Origin of the sequence: Streptomyces sp. NBC_01551, from assembly GCF_026339935.1 — a bacterium.
GTDB lineage: Bacteria > Actinomycetota > Actinomycetes > Streptomycetales > Streptomycetaceae > Streptomyces.
Window position 1 is genome coordinate 5,131,025 of the sequence record NZ_JAPEPX010000001.1, and the last position, 19,461, is coordinate 5,150,485.

A 19,461-nucleotide genomic window follows, 5' to 3' on the forward strand; every position below is an offset into this window, starting at 1 on the left:
AATGCTTCGACCGACCCTCGGCCCCGATCCGCCACTGTTCGACCTTCCCCAGCTTGCACTGATTTGCCCCAGCTTGCCGTACGCGCCGCGCGGGCGCTGTCCGGCCGACCCTGGCCTTAGGGTGGCCCCCATGACGACCGAGTCGGACCCCTCGTACCCGGCCCACTGGGAAGCGGACGTCGTGCTGCGCGACGGCGGCACGGCCCGTATCCGGCCGATCACCACCGAGGACGCGGACCGGCTGGTCAGCTTCTACGAACAGGTCTCCGACGAGTCGAAGTACTACCGGTTCTTCGCCCCCTACCCCCGGCTCTCCGCCCGCGACGTGCACCGCTTCACGCACCACGACTACGTGGACCGCGTCGGCCTCGCGGCGACCATCGGCGGCGAGTTCATCGGCACCGTCCGCTACGACCGGATCGACGCCAACGGCCGTCCGGCCTCCGCGCCCGCCGACGAGGCCGAGGTCGCCTTCCTCGTCCAGGACGCCCACCAGGGCCGCGGCGTGGCCTCCGCGCTGCTCGAACACATCGGTGCGGTGGCCCGCGAGCGCGGCATCCGCCGGTTCGCCGCCGAAGTGCTGCCCGCCAACACCAAGATGATCAAAGTCTTCACGGACGTCGGCTACCAGCAGAAGCGCAGCTTCGAGGACGGCTCCGTCCACCTCACCCTCGACCTCGAACCCACCGCCGAGTCCCTCGCCGTCCAGCGCGCCCGCGAACAGCGCGCCGAGGCCCGCTCGGTGCAGCGGCTGCTCGCCCCCGGCTCCGTCGCGGTGATCGGAGCCAGCCGCTCCGGCGGCGGCGTCGGCGCGGCCGTGCTGCGCAACCTGCGCGACAGCGGCTTCCACGGGCACCTCTACGCCGTCAACGAGGCGGTCTCCGCCGATCTGCTGGACGGCGTACGGGCCTACCGCGCGGTCGCGGACATCGCGGCCCCCGTCGACCTCGCCGTGATCGCCGTCCCCGCTGACCGGGTTCCCGAGGTCGTCGCCGCGTGCGGCGAGCACGGGGTTCAGGGCCTCGTCGTCCTGTCCGCCGGATACGGGGAGAGCGGCCCGCAGGGCACGGCCCGCCAGCGCGAACTGGTGCGCCAGGTGCGGTCGTACGGCATGCGGCTGATCGGCCCCAACGCCTTCGGGGTGATCAACACGGCCCCGGACGTCGAGCTGAACGCCTCGCTGGCCCCCGCCCCGGCACCGGCCCGCGGCCGGATCGGGCTGTTCACCCAGTCCGGCGCCATCGGCATCGCGCTGCTCTCCGCGCTGGTCCGGCGCGGCGAGGGACTGTCCTCGTTCGTCTCGGCCGGCAACCGGGCGGACGTGTCGGGGAACGACATCCTCCAGTACTGGTACGAGGACCAGGCGACGGACGTCGCCCTGCTGTACCTCGAAACCCTCGGCAACCCGCGGAAGTTCAGCCGGCTCGCCCGCCGCACGGCGGCGGTGAAGCCGGTGGTGGTCGCGAAGGGCGGCCGCCACACCCCGGCCGGGCACGTGGTGCCCGGGACCCGGCTGCCGGACGGCACCGTCTCGGCCCTGCTGCGGCAGGCGGGCGTCATCCGGGTCGACACCGTCACGGAGCTGGTGGACGTCGGCCTGCTGCTGGCCGGGCAGCCGGTGCCCGCCGGGCCGCGCGTGGCGATCATCGGGAACTCGGAGTCGTTGGGCGTGCTGGCGTACGACGCCTGCCTGACCGAACGGCTGCGGCCGTCGCCCCCGCTCGACCTGACCACCGACGCCTCCCCGGAGGACTTCCGGGCCGCGCTCGGCGCCGCGCTCGCCGCCGACACCAACGACGCCGTCATCGTGACGGCCATCCCCGGCGTGAGCGGGCACGCCCTGGCGGCCGACCTCGCCGACGCGCTGCGCGAGGCGGTGGCCGCGCACCCGGGCAAGCCGGTGGCCGTCGTGCACGTGGAACTCGGCGCCCTCGCCGACGCCCTCTCCCCGGGTTCCATCCCCGTGGGCCCCGCCGCCTGGGGCGTCGCGCCGGCCCCCGCCACAGCGCCGACCCCCGCGGCGGCTCCGACCCCGCGTGAGCGGCCGCCCACCGACGCCGGGCCGGCGCAGTGCCGCATCCCCACGTACCCCGCCGCCGAGCGCGCCGTACGCGCCGTCGCCGAGGCCGTCCGCTACGGCCAGTGGCGGCGGGCCAACGCCGACCCCGGCCAGGTACCCGAGTACGAGGACATCGACGAGAGCGGGGCCGCCGCCCAGCTCGCCCGGCTGCTGAGCGGCGTGGCGGACGCCGACGTCCTGACCCTGGACGACGCCGACGCCCACACGCTCCTCGGCCGGTACGGGATCCGGGTGCTGCGCACCCTCCCCGCCCCCACCCCGGACGCCGCCGCCGAAGCGGCCCGGGCCCTCGGCTACCCGGTGGCCCTCAAGACCACCGCCCCGCACCTGCGCCACCGCGCCGACCTGGGCGGCGTACGGCTGGACCTGACCACCGAGGACGAACTCCGCCGCGCGTACGACGAGCTCACCGAGGCCCACGGCACGCCCGCCGAGCTGCTCCCCGTCGTGCAGGCCATGGTGCCCCGCGGGGTCGACACCGTCGTCCGCTCCGTCATCGACCCCGCCGCGGGCGCCGTCCTCACCTTCGGGCTCGCCGGCGTCGCCTCCGAGCTGCTCGGCGACACCGCGCACCGCCTCGTCCCGGCCGCCGACCGCGACGTGGCCGCGCTGATCCGGTCCATCCGCACCGCGCCCCTGCTGTTCGGCTGGCGCGGCAGCGACCCCGTCGACACCCCGGCCCTGGAGGAGCTGCTGCTGCGGCTCTCCCGCCTGGTCGACGACCACCCCGAGGTGGTCGGCGTCTCGCTGGAGCCCGTCGTCGTCGCCACCGAGGGGCTCTCCGTGCTGAGCGCCACCGTCCGGGTCGCCCACCCGCCCGCCCGTACCGATCTCGGTCCGCGCACCCTCCCCAGTTACTAGCGCGCGACCGGGGCCGTCCGGGGGAGGCCGGGGTGCCCCGTATGGGCCTTAGGATGGACCTCATGGCGAAATCCGGTACGACGACCCAGGGGCTGCGCGCGGCGATCGAGCGCAGCGGCTACTACCCGGCCCTCGTGGCCGAGGCCGTGGAGGCCGCGGTGGGCGGTGAGCCGATCTCGTCGTACCTGGTCCACCAGGAGACCACCTTCGACTCCAACGAGGTCCGCCGCCACGTCACCGTCCTGGTCCTCACCGGCAACCGCTTCATCGTGAGCCACACCGACGAGCAGGCCGCCGACGCCGGGTCGCCGTCCCCGTACGCGACGACCTCGACCGAGTCGGTCAAGCTCGCCAGCATCTCCTCCGTGGTGCTCAGCCGCGTCGTCGCCAACCCGGAGTCGTACACCCCCGGCACCCTGCCCCGCGAGGTCGTCCTGACCATCGGCTGGGGCGCGGTCTCCCGCATCGACCTGGAGCCGGCCGCCTGCGGCGACCCGAACTGCGACTCCGACCACGGCTACACCGGCAACTCCACCGCCGACGACCTCAGCCTGCGCGTGAGCGAGGCGGGCGACGGCCCCGAGGCCGTCCGCCAGACCCTGGTCTTCGCGCAGGCGCTCTCCGAGGCCACCGCCGCGACGTCCGCGCCCAGCGCCCGCTGATGGCGTACTCCGCGCCCGCGAACTGGGACGAACCGGAGCTCCTCGACCTCACGGGGGCACCCGTCCCCCAGTACGGCACCGGCTCGCTCGCCGATCTGCTGCCGACCCTCGTGGCGGGCCAGGGCGTCCCCGGCTTCACCGCCTCGATCGCCGAGCTGACCCCCGCCGACCGGAACTGCGTGTTCCTGGTCGACGGCATGGGCTGGGAGCAGCTCAAGGCCCACCCCGACGAGGCCCCCTACCTGGCCTCCCTGCTCGCAGGCTCGCGCGGCGGCACCGGTCTGCCGATCACCTCGGGTTTCCCCGCGACCACCGCCACCTCGCTGGCCTCCGTCGGCACCGGCCTGCCGCCCGCGCGGCACGGCCTGCCCGGCTACGCGGTGCGCAACCCGGCCTCCGGCGAGCTGATGAACCAGCTCCGCTGGCAGCCGTGGACCGCGCCGAAGCCCTGGCAGCCGTACCCGACGGTGTTCCAGCAGGCGGACGCGGCGGGGGTGCACACCGCCCAGGTGTCCGCGCCGGCCTTCCAGAGCACCCCGCTCACCAAGATCGCGCTGAGTGGCGGCACCTTCCACGGCCGGATGACCGGCGAGGAGCGGATGGACCTCGCGGCGATCCAGCTCGCCGCCGGGGAGCGCTCGCTCGTGTACACGTACTACAGCGAGCTCGACGGGGCCGGCCACCGGCACGGCGTGGACTCCGACGCCTGGCGCGGCCAGCTGATGCACGTGGACCGGCTGGTGCAGCGGCTCGTGGAGCAGCTGCCGCCGCGCACGGCGCTGTACGTGACCTCCGACCACGGCATGGTCGACGTGCCCTTCGACGAGGACTCCCGGATCGACTTCGACGAGGACTGGGAGCTGGGCGCGGGCGTGGCCCTGCTCGGCGGCGAGGGCCGGGCCCGGCACGTGTACGCGGTGCCGGGCGCGGAGGCCGACGTACTGACCGTGTGGCGGGAGGTGCTCGGGGACCGGTTCTGGGTCGCGAGCCGCGAAGAGGCCCTGGAACTGGGCTGGTTCGGGGCGCCGGGGGAGTGCGACGAGCGGGTGCTCGGTCGGATCGGGGACGTGATCGCGGCCGCGTACGCGGACGTCGCGATCACCGCGTCCCGCAACGAGCCCAACGAATCGGCGCTCGCCGGCATGCACGGCTCCCTGACGGCCGCCGAGCAGCTGGTCCCGCTGCTCGAAGTCCGCTCCTGACGCCCTTCCCCTCTCCCGCTCCTCCGCACGACCCGAAAGGTCCCGTTCTCCCCATGCCCGAATTGGTGTTTTTCTCCGGCACGATGGACTGCGGGAAGAGTACGTTGGCCCTCCAGATCGGCCACAACCGGTCGGCGCGCGGTCTCCAGGGCGTGATCTTCACCCGCGACGACCGGGCGGGCGAGGGCAAGCTCTCCTCCCGCCTGGGCCTGGTCACCGAAGCGGTGGAGGCCGGCGAGGGCCTGGACCTGTACGCGTACCTGGTCGCGCAGTTGTCGAAGGGCGGCCGGGCGGATTACGTGATCGTGGACGAGGCGCAGTTCCTGGCCCCGGAACAGATCGACCAGCTGGCCCGCATCGTCGACGACCTCGACATGGACGTCTTCGCCTTCGGCATCACGACCGACTTCCGCACGAAGCTCTTCCCCGGCTCGCAGCGCCTGATCGAGCTGGCGGACCGGATCGAGCAGCTCCAGGTCGAGGCCCTGTGCTGGTGCGGCGCCCGCGCGACCCACAACGCCCGCACGGTGGGCGGGGAGATGGTCGTGGAGGGCGCCCAGGTCGTCGTGGGCGACGTGAACCGCCCGGCGGGGGAGATCGGCTACGAGGTCCTCTGCCGCCGCCACCACCGCCGTCGTATGACGAGTGCCGCAGCGCGGGCGGGGGCGCTGTCCCCGGACGTGCTGCCAGTAAGCTCCGGCTGATTCCTGGTGTGAGGGCGGCAGCTGGTCCTGCTTCTTCGTGAATGAGCGGCTGGTCGAGGGCGGACCCTGCCGCCGCTGCTGGTGGGCGGGGACCGGAGCGGGCAAGGCGGTAGGAGCCGGCCGGATGGCGCGCGAGAGGGCCGCAGACAGCCATGCAGATCATGCCGTAGATCTGACACCAGCAGTACATCATCGCGTTGATGGCGCCGAGCAGAAGCCTCGGACTGACCGCCTGCTGATAGACGACGAGCCGGTTCCGCAGTCGGGCGCGCCGGGCGCTGCCACGGATCCTCTGCCGCGTGCCGGTGGCCACAGCGCGACCTTCTCACCGGTGTCCGGATCTCGTCCTGCCAACCACCCTACTCAGTGATCTCCAGACGCAAGTTTCACGTAGCGCTTGTGGCCTCGCCGTGTGCGGGAGTAAAACCCTTTCACCATATGACGCTGGCTCACCATCAATCCGATTAACCGGAGTTCGGTCGATGTTCGCCGACCTCTCGCTGCCGTGAGCCCGGCCATCCTTGGCGTTCGATCTGAAGGAGGCAGGCGTGAAGCTCGGTCCAGGAGATGCCCTGTTGGGAGGGCGCTACGAACTCCTGCGCCATCTCGACCCCCCGTTCGACGAAGGGAGGTTGTGGACGGCCAACGACAACTGGGAGTACGTCAAGCCGTACCTTCTGAAGACCTGGCACTTCTCCGAGGAGGGGCCGGATCAGGTTCAAAGAGCTTTCTGGGATGCAGAGCTGCGCTCCCTCTATCAGGTCAGGAGCAGCCCGGGCTCGGAACGTTCGCTGCTTCAGCTTCACAATGTGGGCATCGACCATGATCACCATTGTTTCGTCATGGTGTTCGAGACGAATGGCCACAGGACACTCGCCTCCATGCTCGCCGATCGGCGCAGTTGTCCCTGGCTCTCTGGACGCCCATCGGATCGGCAGTCGGTATGGAGGATGCTCGGCCGTCTGGCCTCAGGCTTGGAACTGCTGCACCAGCAGCAAGTCGTCCATCGCTGCGTGTCGGCGGAAACAGTATTCCTGGACCCGGACTCGGGCCCCGAGTCCGCACGGCTCGGTGGCTTCGAGTGGAGCGTCCGGCTGGGACGTCCTCCTGCGGCGGCACGGACCCGACGTGGGTGGGAGACTCCGCCCGAGTGGGCTTCCGGCCGACAGGCCTTCGGCCCCGACGCGGACTGGTTCGCCTTCGGCATGCTGGCAGCTCGGTGCATGGTGGACATCGAACACTTGGGCAGCACCGCAGATCTGGCCGAGCGCTATCTGCTTGTCCAGGATCAGCTGGGCAAGGGTCTCGGAGGGGGCAGGCGCAGACGAGACGCCCATCCGGTCCCCAACAGTAGGCTGACGCAACTCGAGCGAGACGTGATCGGCAGGCTGATCGCCGAGGAGCCGACCGAGCGACTGCGTCGCGGCGACGAGGTTCAGGCATTCATCCGGGAAGTCATCGACTCACTTGAAGAGCCGCCGGAGAGCACGGACGCCAATCAGCGTCACTTCGTCGTCGTCAACGCGGGAAACCAGCGGCTGGTGGAGGTGCTGGAAGCCCAAGGGCTGCGCAGCACACTTGGGTTGCAGCCTGGCGATGCGTTCAGTTCCAAGAACAAGGAGCACGTGACCAAGCTGCTCGGCTTCTTGTACGACGACTTCTCCGAAGGAGGCCTGCTGTCTCCCGGCCTTACGAGCGAGACGGTGGTGTTGTCGGGAAAGACCTTGCATCTTGAACTCGCCAAGCATGACGATCGCGGGAACAAGAGCTGGGAAAAGGCCTTCTGTCAGAGGGTTCTCGACTACTTCGAGGTGGATCCGCAGCGGAGCCGGGAGATTCCCGTCGGTCAACTGGCCTTCATCACCACCCAGAGGCAGCCGGGCATCCTGGCGCCGGGGGTGAGCTGGGATCTCAAGATCCCTTCATCGGACGAAGCGAGCGAGCGGCAGAAAAACCAGGAGGATCTTGCCGAATTCATCAGGCTGACCAATCAGATCGATCTCCTGATCCGTGACGCGGAGATCTTCCGTTGCCAGGTCTCGGATGTTTGGTACCGGGAAGACGGCAGTATCTCCTGGATCGAAGTGCAGGAGATGCCGAGGCATCACCTGCCCTTGGAGATGTTCAAGCCCGACGGTGGCATGGCGGCCTTTCTGCTCCGGGACATGTACAGCGGAAAGTCGGGAAGCAACGAGATCGAGCTGTGTCCTGCGGACTTCGAGGGGCTGCGGAGCGTCTCGCCGGCTGACGGTCACTGGGAGCTGGTGGACGCCTACGTCACGGACGAGACGGTGAGGCTTCGGCCCGCCGGCGCTCTGGCAGGCACTGTTGGTCTCGACGGGCACAAGGGCGGTGGCGCCGAAGGGCCCCGGTTGGGGCAGGAGTACGTGCTGCGCACCAAAGGCCTCTATCGGCAGCTCCAGTTGATTCGGCGCAGGAAGAAGGCGATCGAGAGACTGGCGGACCACACGTACCTGCTGGCGAGCCTGTCAAACCCCGGCCAGGTCTTCATGGACAGCGGGGCGCTGCCGGTCGGGCTCGACGGGCGGACCGTCGATGCCAGCAAACGCACTCAGATCGGCGCCATCCTCGGAACGCGGCCGATCTACACGGTGCAGGGCCCTCCCGGCACCGGCAAGACGCACATGGCCGCCTGGCTCCTGCGCGAGATCCTCGCCGAGGACCCGATGGCCCAGATCCTCATCACGGCCCAGGCACATTCGGCGGTGGACGTGCTGAGGGCCAAGGTCGAGAGCGAGGCGTTCAAGGGCATTCCGGAGGAGAGTCGACCGCTGTCGATCAGGTTGCGCAGGACCGTGGATCCGCGCCGGACGACCGACTCGCAGGACGAGCGGTGGTCGGTCCGGTACGTGGCTCGAGAGCTCCTGGACAGCACCATCACGAGGCTGGAATCGCTGCAAGCAGAGGAACCCTTGTCCGAGGTGTCCGCCACATGGCTGGAAGCCTGCAGGACCATGCGTCGGGAGATCGACACCCAGGACGCATCCCAAGCAAACGAGTTCAGGGAACTCGTACGGCGGAGCGCCAGCATCACCTACAGCAGCGCGAGCGACGGCGACCTGGCGGGGCTGGCCGGTGAAGTCAGCTACGACTGGTCGATCGTCGAAGAAGCCGGAAAGGCTCACGGCTTCGAATTGGCTCTGCCGCTCTACCTCGGTCACAGGTGGCTGCTGATCGGAGATCCCCAGCAGCTGCCGCCCTACCGGATGGAGGACTACCAGAAGGCGCTTTCCAACCTGGAGCGGGTCGTACAGGCCCTGCGCGACCTTGAGGGCGCCGACCGATTGATCGACCGGGAATTGCTCAACCGGTGGCGCGACAAGGCAGGCGAGGAGAAGAAGTACTTCACTGAGTACTGCAGGCGGTGGCTGACCTTCTTCGGGCAGCTGCACCGCCTGTGCACCGCCCATGAGCCCGAGGAAGGCCTGCTCACGGGGCAATACCGCATGCATCCGGACATCGGCGATCTCGTCTCGCAGACGTATTACAAGGGAAAACTGCAGCACCACACCCACGACCGGGCTCCGCACGGTCTGACCGCCCCTGCGGAACTGGAAGGCAAGGCTGTCGTCTGGCTGGATCTCCCGGCCGCCTCGGTCGACCCGCGCACGGCGGAGACGGCTCAGCCCAAGTACCGCAACGAGGCCGAAGCACACGCCCTGGAGGTCTTCCTCCGCTCGCTGAGGGGCGATCCGACGCGCCCCGTGGACCTGGCTGTCCTGTCGCCCTACGCCCAGCAGGTGGTCGTACTGGGGAAACACCTTCGCAGGCCCGAGATGCGCGCCGAGCTGCTGCGCAACGGAATCGCCCTTGCTCCCGACCCCCGGGGCGCCGACGGCGGGCACAGCGCCAGGGCCGGCGATCCGAACAAGGGAGGCGTCTTCACCGTCGACTCGTTCCAAGGCAATCAGTCGGAGATCGTGGCGGTGAGCCTGGTCCGCAACAACATGAAGCAACCGGGCCAGGGCCTGGGCTTCCTCAAGGCGACATCGCGGATGAACGTCCTCATCTCACGTGCCGAACGCCTCTTGGTACTGGTCGGCTCGTGGGACTTCTTCCGAGCCCAGGTGTCGGACGTTCCACGCGACGAGCGGCAGTACGACGAACTGCGCCACGTGGCCGTTCTGGTGGACAGGTTCGAGAAGCTGTTCGCCGAGGGCCGGGCGGTTCGGGTGGCCGCGGACCTGACCGGCCTGGATGAGCGGATTCAACAGGCCAAGGCTCAGCGCAGCGGGCACAGAAGCGAGGCACACGCGAACAAGCAGCGAGAAGGGGACCGACTGTGATCCACGTTCTGTTGCCACTGGACGTCTTCCGCGTCTCGTACGACGTGGCGGTGGGGCGTCCGTACAGCAGGCTGGAAGAGCTGCTGCTGAGGCTCATCAGCAAGGATCAGGGCGAAGAGGGCCGCACCTTCCAGGAACTCCGCCAGGCGTTCCAAGTACACGACAGGTTGCTCATCGAGGGGCTGGTGACGCTGCTCCGCGAGGGGTGGGCGGCCATGGTGCAGAGCGACCAGGAGATCCGTTACGTGGCCACCCGCGAGGGGCTGCTAACCATCTCCAGCAGTCGTCGGCCGGCCAGCCTGCGCGTCCAGCGAAGGCAGACGAGCATTGTGCGAGAACTGCTCAGCTGCCAGCTCGCCCGCCTCTCCGACCTCGAAGTGCTCCGCACGGAGGAAGTCCGCCGGAAGACCAACCGGGGATCGGTCAGTTTCGCCCTTAGGGGACGGCACCACCGCAAGACTCTCAACGGAGGGGAAACCGAGGGGCTGCTCCCGCGGAACGCGGACGAGCAGCAGTGGATCCGCCGTATCGACAGCAACGCGAAGTTGGCGCGAGGAAAGTACTACCTACCCCTCCGGGTGGATCTGGAGGAAGGAACAGTGCTGGGCCTGCCCGGCAACTGGAGCCACCTCGCCCCTCTGGCACTGGAGGAGACCGAGCAGCAGTACCAGGACCTCGCGGTCGGCTCCGACGCCCAGGAACGGTTCGACAGGATGCTCAAGGAGTGGGAGAAGGACCGCAGTCATGTCCGGCGTTCCAGCGGATCTCCCGCCCCCCGGGCGGAACTGGCCGCGATGCCCTGCGCCGAAGCGGCGCTGTCTGCGGGCGGCAGCCGCCGACTCGCCGAGCGCGCCCTGGAACGCGCCACCGGTCATGTACTGATCGTGGCCTCGCAGCTGGATGACGCTCAGGCCGCCCGTGTGACCGAGGTGGCCGCAGGTCTGCAGAGCCGCGGCGTGAGCGTCGATGTCCTGTGGTCCTGTGCCGACGCGGAGGAAGGGCTGCGCAAGCGCCTGGCCAACGCACTCGGGTCGTCACGCGGGAAGGCGACACCCGGAAAGATCTTCTTCAACAGGACGCCGACGGAGGCCATGGCGGACTTCGTACTGGCAGCCACGGATGACGGGCCGGTGGCCGTGTTGGGTGCCGGGTTGTTGTCCGGGGCGACGCAGGAACACACCCTGAGCCCTGCCGTGCTCGTCGACGACGTGCGAGGGCTGAGCACTCTGGCACTGCTCGCCTCGGGCTGGTGGCAGGAGAGCCCCGACGACAACGCGGAGCTGACGGCGAGCCGTTGGCGTCACCTGGCGGAGAAGTGGGTTGAGGAAGCAGCGCTGAGCCGAGCGGCTCCGGGTGTGGAGGAGGTCGAGGAGTCCTGGGATCTGTCGACACCGCTCCTCCCCTCGCCAGGCTCCGGTGAGGACGGGGGGAGCAGCCTCTCCCTGCTCATCGGCGCTCAGGGGGCTGCGGCCCGGGAGAGGGTCATGCAGACCGATGGCTCAGCGACGCAGCGTCTGGGGCAGCCCTGGGATCCGGTGCAGGTAGCGGCAACGGCCGGCGAATGGGTCGTCGGCGTGGCCAGGCAGTCGGTCTCGGCGCTCGCCTTCCAGCTCCGCGGCCGCCTCGCCGCCGAACTGTGGCAGCAGGCCGGCGATGAACGCGATCGAGCAGGATCAGCCGACCGCCTTCCAGGCTGACGAACGTGTGTGACGAGGGCCTCCACCTTGCCGTCGAGGCCCTCGTCGGAACCAGGTTGTAGCGTGTTCATGCCGAGAGCCTGTCAGTTCTGGCCGTCCCATCTCGGCGGCGGAGAAAGGGTGTTGGTGCGGCCTATCATGCGATGATCATTCGTCGTCATGGGGGACCACACCGTGAGTACGCGCGTACGCAGACCCGCCGCTCGACCGGGCAATGACGCCAGGAACGGCTGTGTCAGCCTCCTGCTGCTGCCCTTTCAGCTCGCGGCGCGGATCCACCGGCCCGCGCGGCCGGACCGGATCGTCGACGGCGCCATCGAGCGCGCGCAGATCGCCCGGACCGCCGTCGGCGTCATCGCCACCTGCTGGCTGGTCTACGCGTACCCGCTGCGCGAATCGGCCGGGGCCGTCCTCGGCGACAAGCTGACCGAGGTCCTCGTCAGTGCCGGCCTCCTCCTCGTCCTCGGGCCCCTCGCGCTCGTCGCGTTCGTGTGCGCCGCCCGCCGGCCCGGGCCGGCGTTCTACCGGGCCCGGCTGCGCGGGCCGCTCACCGCGCTCGGCTCGCTCTTCGGGACCGTGTTCCTGATGTGGCTCGTCCCCAACGGGTTCGGCGCCGTGCCCGGCGGCCTCGGCTCCGTGCTGAGCCTGGTGGGCGGGATCGGCTACCTCTTCCTGGTGCCGTTCGCGCTCGCCTCCGCCGTGTTCTGCGTCCACTTCACCTTCCGCACCGCCGACGTCCACGAGGTGCTGCCGCCGCTCGTCTCCCCGGTGCTGGTGTGGGCCATGGCGTTCTTCCAGCTCTTCGACACCCCGCCGGTCGCCGCACCGCTCGGGGTGCGGATCCTGTTCCTCGTCGGCCCGCCGCTGTCGGTGACGGCGCTGTCGGCCTGGGAGTTGCGGCGGCTGCGCGCGTACTACGGGATCACCCTGCGCGGGGCGCTCGGCCGCGGGTAGGGCCCGCCCGGCGGTCAGTGCGTGGTGCGGATGACGGTGAAGACCGCGCCCTCCGGGTCCGCGACCGTGGCGTGGCGGCCGCCCGGGCCCTCGTGGGGCGGCTGGACCACGGTGCCGCCGAGCAGTTCGACGCGGGCGGCCGCCTCGTCGGGGTCCGCCACCTCGAAGTACGTCATCCAGTGCGGGCCCCGGTCGTGCGGCAGCGAGCGGCCGACGCCGTGTACGGCGGCCACCGGCTCGCCCTGCAGCCGCAGGGTCAGGTAGTCGAAGTCCTCCGAGGACTCGGGGTGGGCCTTGGCCTCGTGGCCGAAGACGTGCTCGTAGAACTTCCCGACCGTGGAGGTGTCCTGGGTGACCAGCTCGTTCCACACCGGGGTGCCCGGGCGCCCGTGCAGCAGGGTGCCCATGTGGGTCTCGGCCTGCCAGATGCCGAAGATCGCGCCCAGCGGGTCCGAGCAGATCGCCATCCGGCCCGCGATGCCGGCGTCCAGCGGGCCCACCGCCACGGTGCCGCCGCAGCAGCGGACGGACTCGGCGGTGGCGTCGGCGTCGTCCGTCGCGAGGTACGTCGTCCAGGCCACCGGAAGGTGCCGGTCCGGCGGCATCTGCCCGATGCCGGCGACCTCGCGGCCGTCGAGCAGGGCCCGGACGTACGGGCCGAGCTGCCCGGGGCCGGGTTCGTACTCCCAGCCGAAGAGGTCGGTGTAGAACTCCTCGGTGGAGCCGAGGCTGTGCACCATCAGGCTCACCCAGCACGGCGTGCCGGGCGGGCGCCGCGTCGCTTCCGAAGCCTCGGTCATGTCAGGCGTCTCCTCCGTCGTAGCGCGTGTCCCGGGGTGATGCTTCCACTACGGAGGGCTCGGCGCGCCCCGACCGGCCGGGTTTTCGCGGTGCGCGGGGAGATGACCGAATCGGTGCGGCGTGTGGATGTCCGGCTTGTTACACGGGGTGCGGGGCGGGGAGGAAGATGGGCCCATGACTGCGATCCTCTCTGCTTCCGAACTGATGAGCGAACTGGCCGGCTCCCGGCCGCCGGTGCTCCTGGACATCCGCTGGCAGCTCGGCGGCCCCGACCAGCGTCCCGCGTACGAGGCGGGGCACATCCCGGGTGCGGTGTACGTCGACCTCGACCGCGAACTGGCCGGTCCGGCGGGGTCCGGAGGCCGGCACCCGCTGCCGGACCCGGAGGCGTTCGGGGCGGTGATGCGGCGCGCCGGGGTCTCGGCGGGGGCGCCGGTGGTCGTGTACGACGGCGGTCTGGGCTGGGCGGCGGCACGCGCGTGGTGGCTGTTGCGCTGGACGGGGCACGCGGAGGTGCGGGTGCTGGACGGGGGCCTGGACGCGTGGACCGCGGCGGGTGGTGCGGTGTCCGCTGACGCGGTGTCCCCGATGGAGGGCGATTTCAAGCCAACTCCGGGCGGGCTGGGGCTGCTGGACGCGGATGGCGCGGCGGCACTGGCCCGGGAGGGGGTCCTGCTGGACGCGCGGGCAGGGGAGCGGTACCGGGGCGAGGTCGAGCCGATCGACCGGGTCGGCGGGCACATTCCGGGGGCGGTGTCGGCGCCGACGTCGGAGAACGTGGGGGCGGACGGGCGGTTCCTGCCGGGTGCGGTGCTGCGGGGGCGGTTCGAGGGGCTGGGGGCTTCGGGTGACGTCCCCGTCGGGGTGTACTGCGGGTCGGGTGTCTCCGGTGCGCATGAGGTGCTCGCGCTGGAGGTGGCCGGGGTCGCGGCCGCGTTGTACGCGGGCAGCTGGTCGCAGTGGTCCTCGGACCCGGACCGGCCGGTCGCGACCGGGCCGCTGCCGCAGTAGCGCAGGCGCCACCGCCGCCACCCGTCCGGGGGTTGCCCCCGGGCGCCGCGAACGCTGCTCGGCTGGGGTGGGCGTCGGCCGGGTTGCCCCGGCGGGCACCTGGGGCTCCGCCCCAGACCCCGCGCCTCAAACGCCGGCGGGGCTGGATTTACCCCGGCGCCTCAAACGCCGGCGGGGCTGGATTTACCCCGGCGCCTCAAACGCCGGCGGGGCTGGATTTACCCCCGCGCCTCAAACGTCGGCGGGGCTGGAGTTGCCGGGGCTATTCCTGTTTTTTGCGGCGGGTGCCGAAGACGATTTCGTCCCAGCTCGGGACCGCCGCGCGGCGGCCCGGGCGGACGCCGTCGGCTTCGGCCTGGCGGTCGGTCGTGCCCGTCAGGCGGTCGCGGTGGCCCGCGACCGTACGCGGCATCAGGACGTCGGCGTACGCCGCACCGGCTCCCGCCGACGCGGCCGGGGGCTCCTCCGTCTCCGGCTCCTCGGCCGGCGCGTCGGGGCGCTCCGGAACGACCAGGTCGCCGCGGAAGCTCGGGACCGCCTCCAGCAGGCTCGTCAGGGTGTCCCGCTCCTCCTCCGGCTCCGGCGGCGGGGCGGGGCGCTCCAACTGGCGGTCGAGCGCACGGTCCAGCGGCCGGTCCCGCGGCAGTCGCGCGATCCTCGGCACGAACGGGAAGCTCGGCTCCGGCGTCGCGGGCAGGTCGTCCGACTCCCCGATCAGGGAGCGGGCCTCGTCGTCCACGGCCACGACCAGCCGGCGCGGCGGGTCGTACGTCCAGCTCGCCGAGTGCGGTTCACCCACGACCCGGTAGACCAGCAGGACTTCCCACGTGCCGTCGTCGCGGCGCCAGGAGTCCCACTGCACGGATTCCTTGTCGGCCCCGCGCAGCGTCAGCCGCTCCTGCACGGCCTCGCCGAGCTGCGGTCCGGTGTTCTCGCCGGGACGGCGCACGGGCGTCTTGCGGGCCCGCTCCGCCATGAACGCGCGCTCGGCCAGCACCGGGCCCTCGAAGCGGCGTACGCGGTCGACGGGGATGCCCGCGAGTTGAGCGACCTCCTCCGCGGAGGCACCGGCCCGTATGCGGGCCTGGATGTCGCGGGGGCGGAGGTGGCTCTCCACCTCGATCTCGATCTGGTTCAGGCGTGCTCGATCGTTGCGTACGGCGGCCCGAAGCCGCTCGTCGATCGGAAGCGTGTACTCCGTGCTGTCCGCAGCCTTGAGCACCAGTCGTGTGCCGTCATTTGAGACGGCCACGACACGCAGTTCGGGCATGGGGACCTCCCGGGTGGTGCCTGCCGACGTCACGTGCGTCGCTGCTTCCGCTAGTCGAGTGTGGCCTGCCCGGGTGCAGCCTGCCACAACCTTGCCGAGTTAAACCGGCGTGTCGGGCAAGCGCCCTTGATCGCCGTTATGGCACGGTTACCTGTTGGGCACGCACAGTGACCGAACGATTACTGTGCGCAGCAGGAACCCGTGCAACACCGCGGCATCGCCGGTCTCGAGTGCCGTTTCTCCATCGTCCGGCCCCCTCTCCCGAGTCCGGACATCCGAAAGGAAGGACGGCCCCAGGGCTCGCCACAGTACTCCATTCGGGCCACCTGGGTGGACCGCCGCGCCGCCGAACTTGTCTCCGGCGGCGGGAGTTGGGCTGCCCTGAATCGGCCCGGGAGTGGCTTGGAGCTGCGGCCGCGCCCGTTTTCGGGTGTCTTGCTTCACAGAATCCCCAGAAATGGAACTATCCGTTTCGCTCATGTGTCAGTAACTGCTGTAAGCGGTGGTGCCGGACGAGCGCAGAGGATGGGGATGGGTCGAAAGAGGACGCAGGGGACGGGAGCGACCGGGGATGCGAGCGATGCGGGCAAGAAGCTCGATCTGAGCGTGACTCAGATCGCGGGCACGTCGCTCGCGACCGTCGCGGCCGCCCTGCTCGCCTCGAAGCTGGGCGTCTACGGGACCATCCTCGGCGCCGGCGTGGTGAGCGTGGTCGCCACCGCGGGCGGGCCGGTCATCCAGCACCTGTTCCGCCGGACCGGCGACCAGCTGCGCGAGACCGCCAAGCCCCGGGCCCGGCAGGCGCCTGCGGCGGACGGGTTCGGCGAGGCCACGGTGCACGGCACCCGGGTGCGGGGATGGAAGCGCACCGCAGTGGCCTCCGGCGCTGCCTTCGCGATAGCCGTCGGGGGCCTCGGGGCGTACGAGGCGGCCGCCGGGACCTCGGTCAGCAAGGACGGCGGGACCATCTTCTCCGCCGGGACCCGCAAGGCGCCGGACGCCGAGCCCGGCGCCGAACGGGACCCCGGGCGCCGTGCCCCGCCGCCGCAGCAGCAGCAGGGCTCGGGCGGCGAGGGCGGCAAGAGTGACTCCGGCGACAAGGGCGGGGAGACCCCCGGTTCGGGGTCCGGGAGCTCCCCGGGCCCCTCGCGTTCGCCCGGCGGGCGGAGCCCGGGTCCCGGGCCGAGCCCGTCCGGGTCGGGGGAGCCGCCGACGACACCGGGTCCGAGTACCTCGGGCCCCGCTCCGACGGGCACCCCGAAGCCGACGCCGCCCGCGCCGCCCGCCCCGGCTCCGGAGGAATCCCCCTGACCCCGGCTCAGGCCCCCAGTACGCGCCGCAGGTAGTCGTTCCCGAACACCCGCTCCGGGTCCAGCCGGTCCCGCAGCTCCGTGAACTCGCCGAAACGCGGGTAGACCTGGGCGAAGTACTCCGCGTCCCGCGTGTGCACCTTGCCCCAGTGCGGACGCCCGCCGTGCGCGGTGAAGATCCGCTCGGCCGCCGTGAAGTAGGCGTGGTACGGCGTGCCCTTGTACATGTGCACCGCGATGTACGCCGTCTCGCGCCCCGACGCCGTGGACAGCGGGATGTCGTCCGCCGGGGCCGTCCGCACCTCGACCGGGAAGCTGATCCGCAGGTCCGAGCGGTCGACCAGCTGCTTGAGCTCCCGCAGTGCCTCGACGAGGCGCTCGCGCGGAAGTGCGTACTCCATCTCCACGAACCGCACCCGGCGCGGGCTGGTGAACACCTTGTACGGGATGTCCGTGTAGGTGCGCGCCGACAGCGCGCGGCTGGCGATCCGGGCGATGGAGGGGATGGCCGCCGGGACCGCGCGGCCGAGCGAGTTGACGGCCTGGAAGACGCCGTTGGACAGCAGTTCGTCCTCGACCCAGGCGCTCACCGCCCCGGGCGGGGCGGCGGGGCCCTGGCTGCGGTTGTTGCGCTTGGTGTTGCAGTTGCCGGTGTGCGGGAACCAGTAGAACTCGAAGTGCTCGTTCTCCGCGACGTGCTGGTCGAACTCGGCGGTCACCCGGTCGAAGGCCATGGGCTCCTCACGGGCGGTCAGGAAGAAGACCGGCTCCACGGCGAAGGTGATCGCGGTGACGATGCCGAGCGCCCCGATGCCGAGCCGGGCCGCCGCGAAGACCTGGGGGTTCTCCTTCTCCGAGCAGTTCAGCAGCCGGCCGTCCGCCGTGACCAGGTCAAGGCCGCGGATCTGGGCGGCGATGGAGGCCGAGTCCCGGCCGGTGCCGTGGGTTCCGGTGCTGGTGGCGCCGGAGACCGTCTGCTCCATGATGTCGCCCATGTTGGTGAGCGACAGGCCCTCCCGGGCCAGGGCCACGTTGAGGTCCTTGAGCACCGTGCCCGCCGCCACCGTGACGGTGCCGGCCTCCCGGTCGATGGCCTGGATCCCCGAGAGCGCCTGGGGGCGTACGAGCACCCCGTCGGTGGCGGCGGCCGCGGTGAAGGAGTGGCCGGTGCCGACCGCCTTCACGCGCAGCCCGCCCTCGGCGGCCCGGCGGACCGTGTCCTGAAGCTCCCCGACCGAGGTCGGGGTGACCACGCGGGCGGGTGTGGCGGTGACGTTGCCCGCCCAGTTACGCCACGCGGTCGGAGTCCCCCGACCTGACTTCCCTGCTGTCGCCGTCCCCATCGTGAGCTGGCTCCTCCCCTTGCGCCGGCCTCGTCAGCCGGCGGTATCCCGCGAACGCCACCGCCGCCGCGGCCACTCCCGCCGAGAAGGAGACGACGTACCCGGTCCGCGCGCCGGCGGCGTCGACGACCCAGCCGGTCACGGAGGACCCGAGCGCGATTCCGACCGCGAGGCCGGTGCTGATCCAGGTCATGCCCTCGGTCAGCTTCGCGTGAGGTACGTGCGCCTCGATCAGGGCCATCGTGGTGATCATCGTGGGAGCGATGGCGAGGCCCGAGACGAAGAGCGCCACGGCCAGAAACGGAAGGTTCCCGGCCAGTAGGAGGGGGATCATACTCACGGCCATCGCACTGATGCCCAGTACCCAGCGGGGTTCGGCCTTGCCCTTGAAGTGCAGCAGGCCGAAGACGATGCCCGCGAGGCAGGAGCCGAAGGCCCACACCGCGAGGAAGACGCCGCCGAGGGACTTGTTGCCGTGTTCCTCGGCGAAGGCCAGGGTGGCCACGTCCACGGAACCGAAGATCGCGCCGGTCGCGACGAAGGTCGCCACCAGTACCTGGAGGCCGGGGGAGCGCAGCGCCGAGGAGCGGTCCGTGTGCTCCTGGTGCGGATGCGGCTCGGGCTCGGTCGCGGTCAGCGCCGTCAGCCACCACACGCCCGTCACCAGGCAGACGAGGGCGACGACCGGGCCGGCCTCGGGGAACCAGCCGGCCGAGAGCGTCGCGGCGAGGGGCGGGCCGACGATGAAGCAGAGCTCGTCGAGGATGGACTCGAAGGAGTACGCCGTGTGCAGCTGGGGGGTGTCGCGGTACAGGGCCGTCCAGCGGGCCCGGACCATCGACCCGACGCTGGGCACGCAGCCGGCGATGACGGCGAAGACGAAGAGGGTCCAGCTCGGCCAGCCGCCCGCGGACGCGACCAGCAGGCCGGTCACCGAGGCGGCCGCGATCAGGGTGGCCGGGCGCAGCACCCGCCGCTGGCCGTACTGGTCGACGAGCCGGGAGACCTGGGGGCCCACGGCGGCGGCGGACAGCGCGATGGTGGCGGTGATGCCGCCCGCGAGGGCGTAGCTGCCGCCCAGCTCGGTGATCATCGTGAGGACACCGATGCCCACCATGGACAGCGGCATCCGGCCTATCAGGCCGGCGGCTGTGAACCCCTTGGTGCCAGGGGTCGCGAATATCGCGCGGTAGGGACTGGGCAAGGTGCCCTCCGTAAGGGACGTCATTGGCTCACACAGGTTACGTCTGCCGACAAGG

The 19,461-nt window shown here is 71.0% G+C and carries 13 protein-coding genes; 9 read left to right on the top strand and 4 right to left on the bottom strand.

The window, feature by feature from the left end; all coding sequences use genetic code 11:
- Positions 1 to 130: 130 nt before the first annotated feature.
- The 7 genes from OG982_RS23255 (at position 131) to OG982_RS23285 (ending at position 12,467) form a co-directional block, all read left to right on the top strand.
- Complete coding sequence (locus OG982_RS23255; protein WP_266949197.1) at positions 131 to 2,941, top strand: bifunctional GNAT family N-acetyltransferase/acetate--CoA ligase family protein; 2,811 nt, start codon at positions 131 to 133, stop codon at positions 2,939 to 2,941.
- Positions 2,942 to 3,003: 62 nt separating this feature from the next.
- The gene (locus OG982_RS23260; RefSeq protein WP_266783728.1) at positions 3,004 to 3,603 is read left to right on the top strand and encodes a DUF5998 family protein; all 600 of its coding nucleotides are present in this window, start codon (positions 3,004 to 3,006) and stop codon (positions 3,601 to 3,603) included.
- On the top strand, positions 3,603 to 4,805 hold the full coding sequence (locus OG982_RS23265) for an alkaline phosphatase family protein (protein WP_266783726.1): 1,203 nt from the start codon (positions 3,603 to 3,605) through the stop codon (positions 4,803 to 4,805). The genes OG982_RS23260 and OG982_RS23265 overlap by 1 nt, the downstream gene beginning before the upstream one ends.
- Before the next feature lie 53 nt (positions 4,806 to 4,858).
- The gene (locus OG982_RS23270) at positions 4,859 to 5,509 is read left to right on the top strand and encodes a thymidine kinase (RefSeq protein WP_266949199.1); all 651 of its coding nucleotides are present in this window, start codon (positions 4,859 to 4,861) and stop codon (positions 5,507 to 5,509) included.
- Positions 5,510 to 6,057: 548 nt separating this feature from the next.
- Positions 6,058 to 9,816: an AAA domain-containing protein gene (locus OG982_RS23275; protein ID WP_266949201.1), complete on the top strand. Its 3,759-nt coding sequence runs from the start codon at positions 6,058 to 6,060 to the stop codon at positions 9,814 to 9,816.
- The gene (locus OG982_RS23280; RefSeq protein WP_266949202.1) at positions 9,813 to 11,513 is read left to right on the top strand and encodes a hypothetical protein; all 1,701 of its coding nucleotides are present in this window, start codon (positions 9,813 to 9,815) and stop codon (positions 11,511 to 11,513) included. The genes OG982_RS23275 and OG982_RS23280 overlap by 4 nt, the downstream gene beginning before the upstream one ends.
- Before the next feature lie 174 nt (positions 11,514 to 11,687).
- The gene (locus OG982_RS23285) at positions 11,688 to 12,467 is read left to right on the top strand and encodes a hypothetical protein (RefSeq protein WP_266783707.1); all 780 of its coding nucleotides are present in this window, start codon (positions 11,688 to 11,690) and stop codon (positions 12,465 to 12,467) included.
- Positions 12,468 to 12,481: 14 nt separating this feature from the next.
- Here the strand turns inward: OG982_RS23285 and OG982_RS23290 are convergent, their stop codons facing one another.
- Positions 12,482 to 13,267: a VOC family protein gene (locus OG982_RS23290; RefSeq protein ID WP_266949203.1), complete on the bottom strand. Its 786-nt coding sequence runs from the start codon at positions 13,265 to 13,267 to the stop codon at positions 12,482 to 12,484.
- Positions 13,268 to 13,442: 175 nt separating this feature from the next.
- Here OG982_RS23290 and OG982_RS23295 point away from each other — a divergent pair, with 175 nt between their 5' ends.
- A complete protein-coding gene (locus OG982_RS23295; protein ID WP_266949204.1) occupies positions 13,443 to 14,279 on the top strand; it encodes a sulfurtransferase in 837 nt (278 codons plus the stop codon).
- 262 nt (positions 14,280 to 14,541) lie between these two features.
- On the opposite strand, the gene sepH is transcribed toward OG982_RS23295, so the two are convergent.
- Positions 14,542 to 15,549, bottom strand: a complete 1,008-nt coding sequence (sepH, locus tag OG982_RS23300) for a septation protein SepH (RefSeq protein WP_266783702.1) — start codon at positions 15,547 to 15,549, stop codon at positions 14,542 to 14,544.
- Positions 15,550 to 16,155: 606 nt separating this feature from the next.
- On the opposite strand from sepH, the gene OG982_RS23305 reads away from it, so the two are divergent.
- Entirely contained in the window at positions 16,156 to 16,860 is a 705-nt protein-coding gene (locus OG982_RS23305; RefSeq protein ID WP_266949205.1) for a hypothetical protein, read from the top strand.
- Positions 16,861 to 16,867: 7 nt separating this feature from the next.
- Here OG982_RS23305 and OG982_RS23310 read toward each other — a convergent pair whose 3' ends face one another.
- Positions 16,868 to 18,202, bottom strand: a complete 1,335-nt coding sequence (locus OG982_RS23310; RefSeq protein ID WP_266949206.1) for a D-arabinono-1,4-lactone oxidase — start codon at positions 18,200 to 18,202, stop codon at positions 16,868 to 16,870.
- The gene (locus OG982_RS23315) at positions 18,147 to 19,406 is read right to left on the bottom strand and encodes an MFS transporter (protein WP_266949208.1); all 1,260 of its coding nucleotides are present in this window, start codon (positions 19,404 to 19,406) and stop codon (positions 18,147 to 18,149) included. The genes OG982_RS23310 and OG982_RS23315 overlap by 56 nt, the downstream gene beginning before the upstream one ends.
- Positions 19,407 to 19,461: the final 55 nt, after the last annotated feature.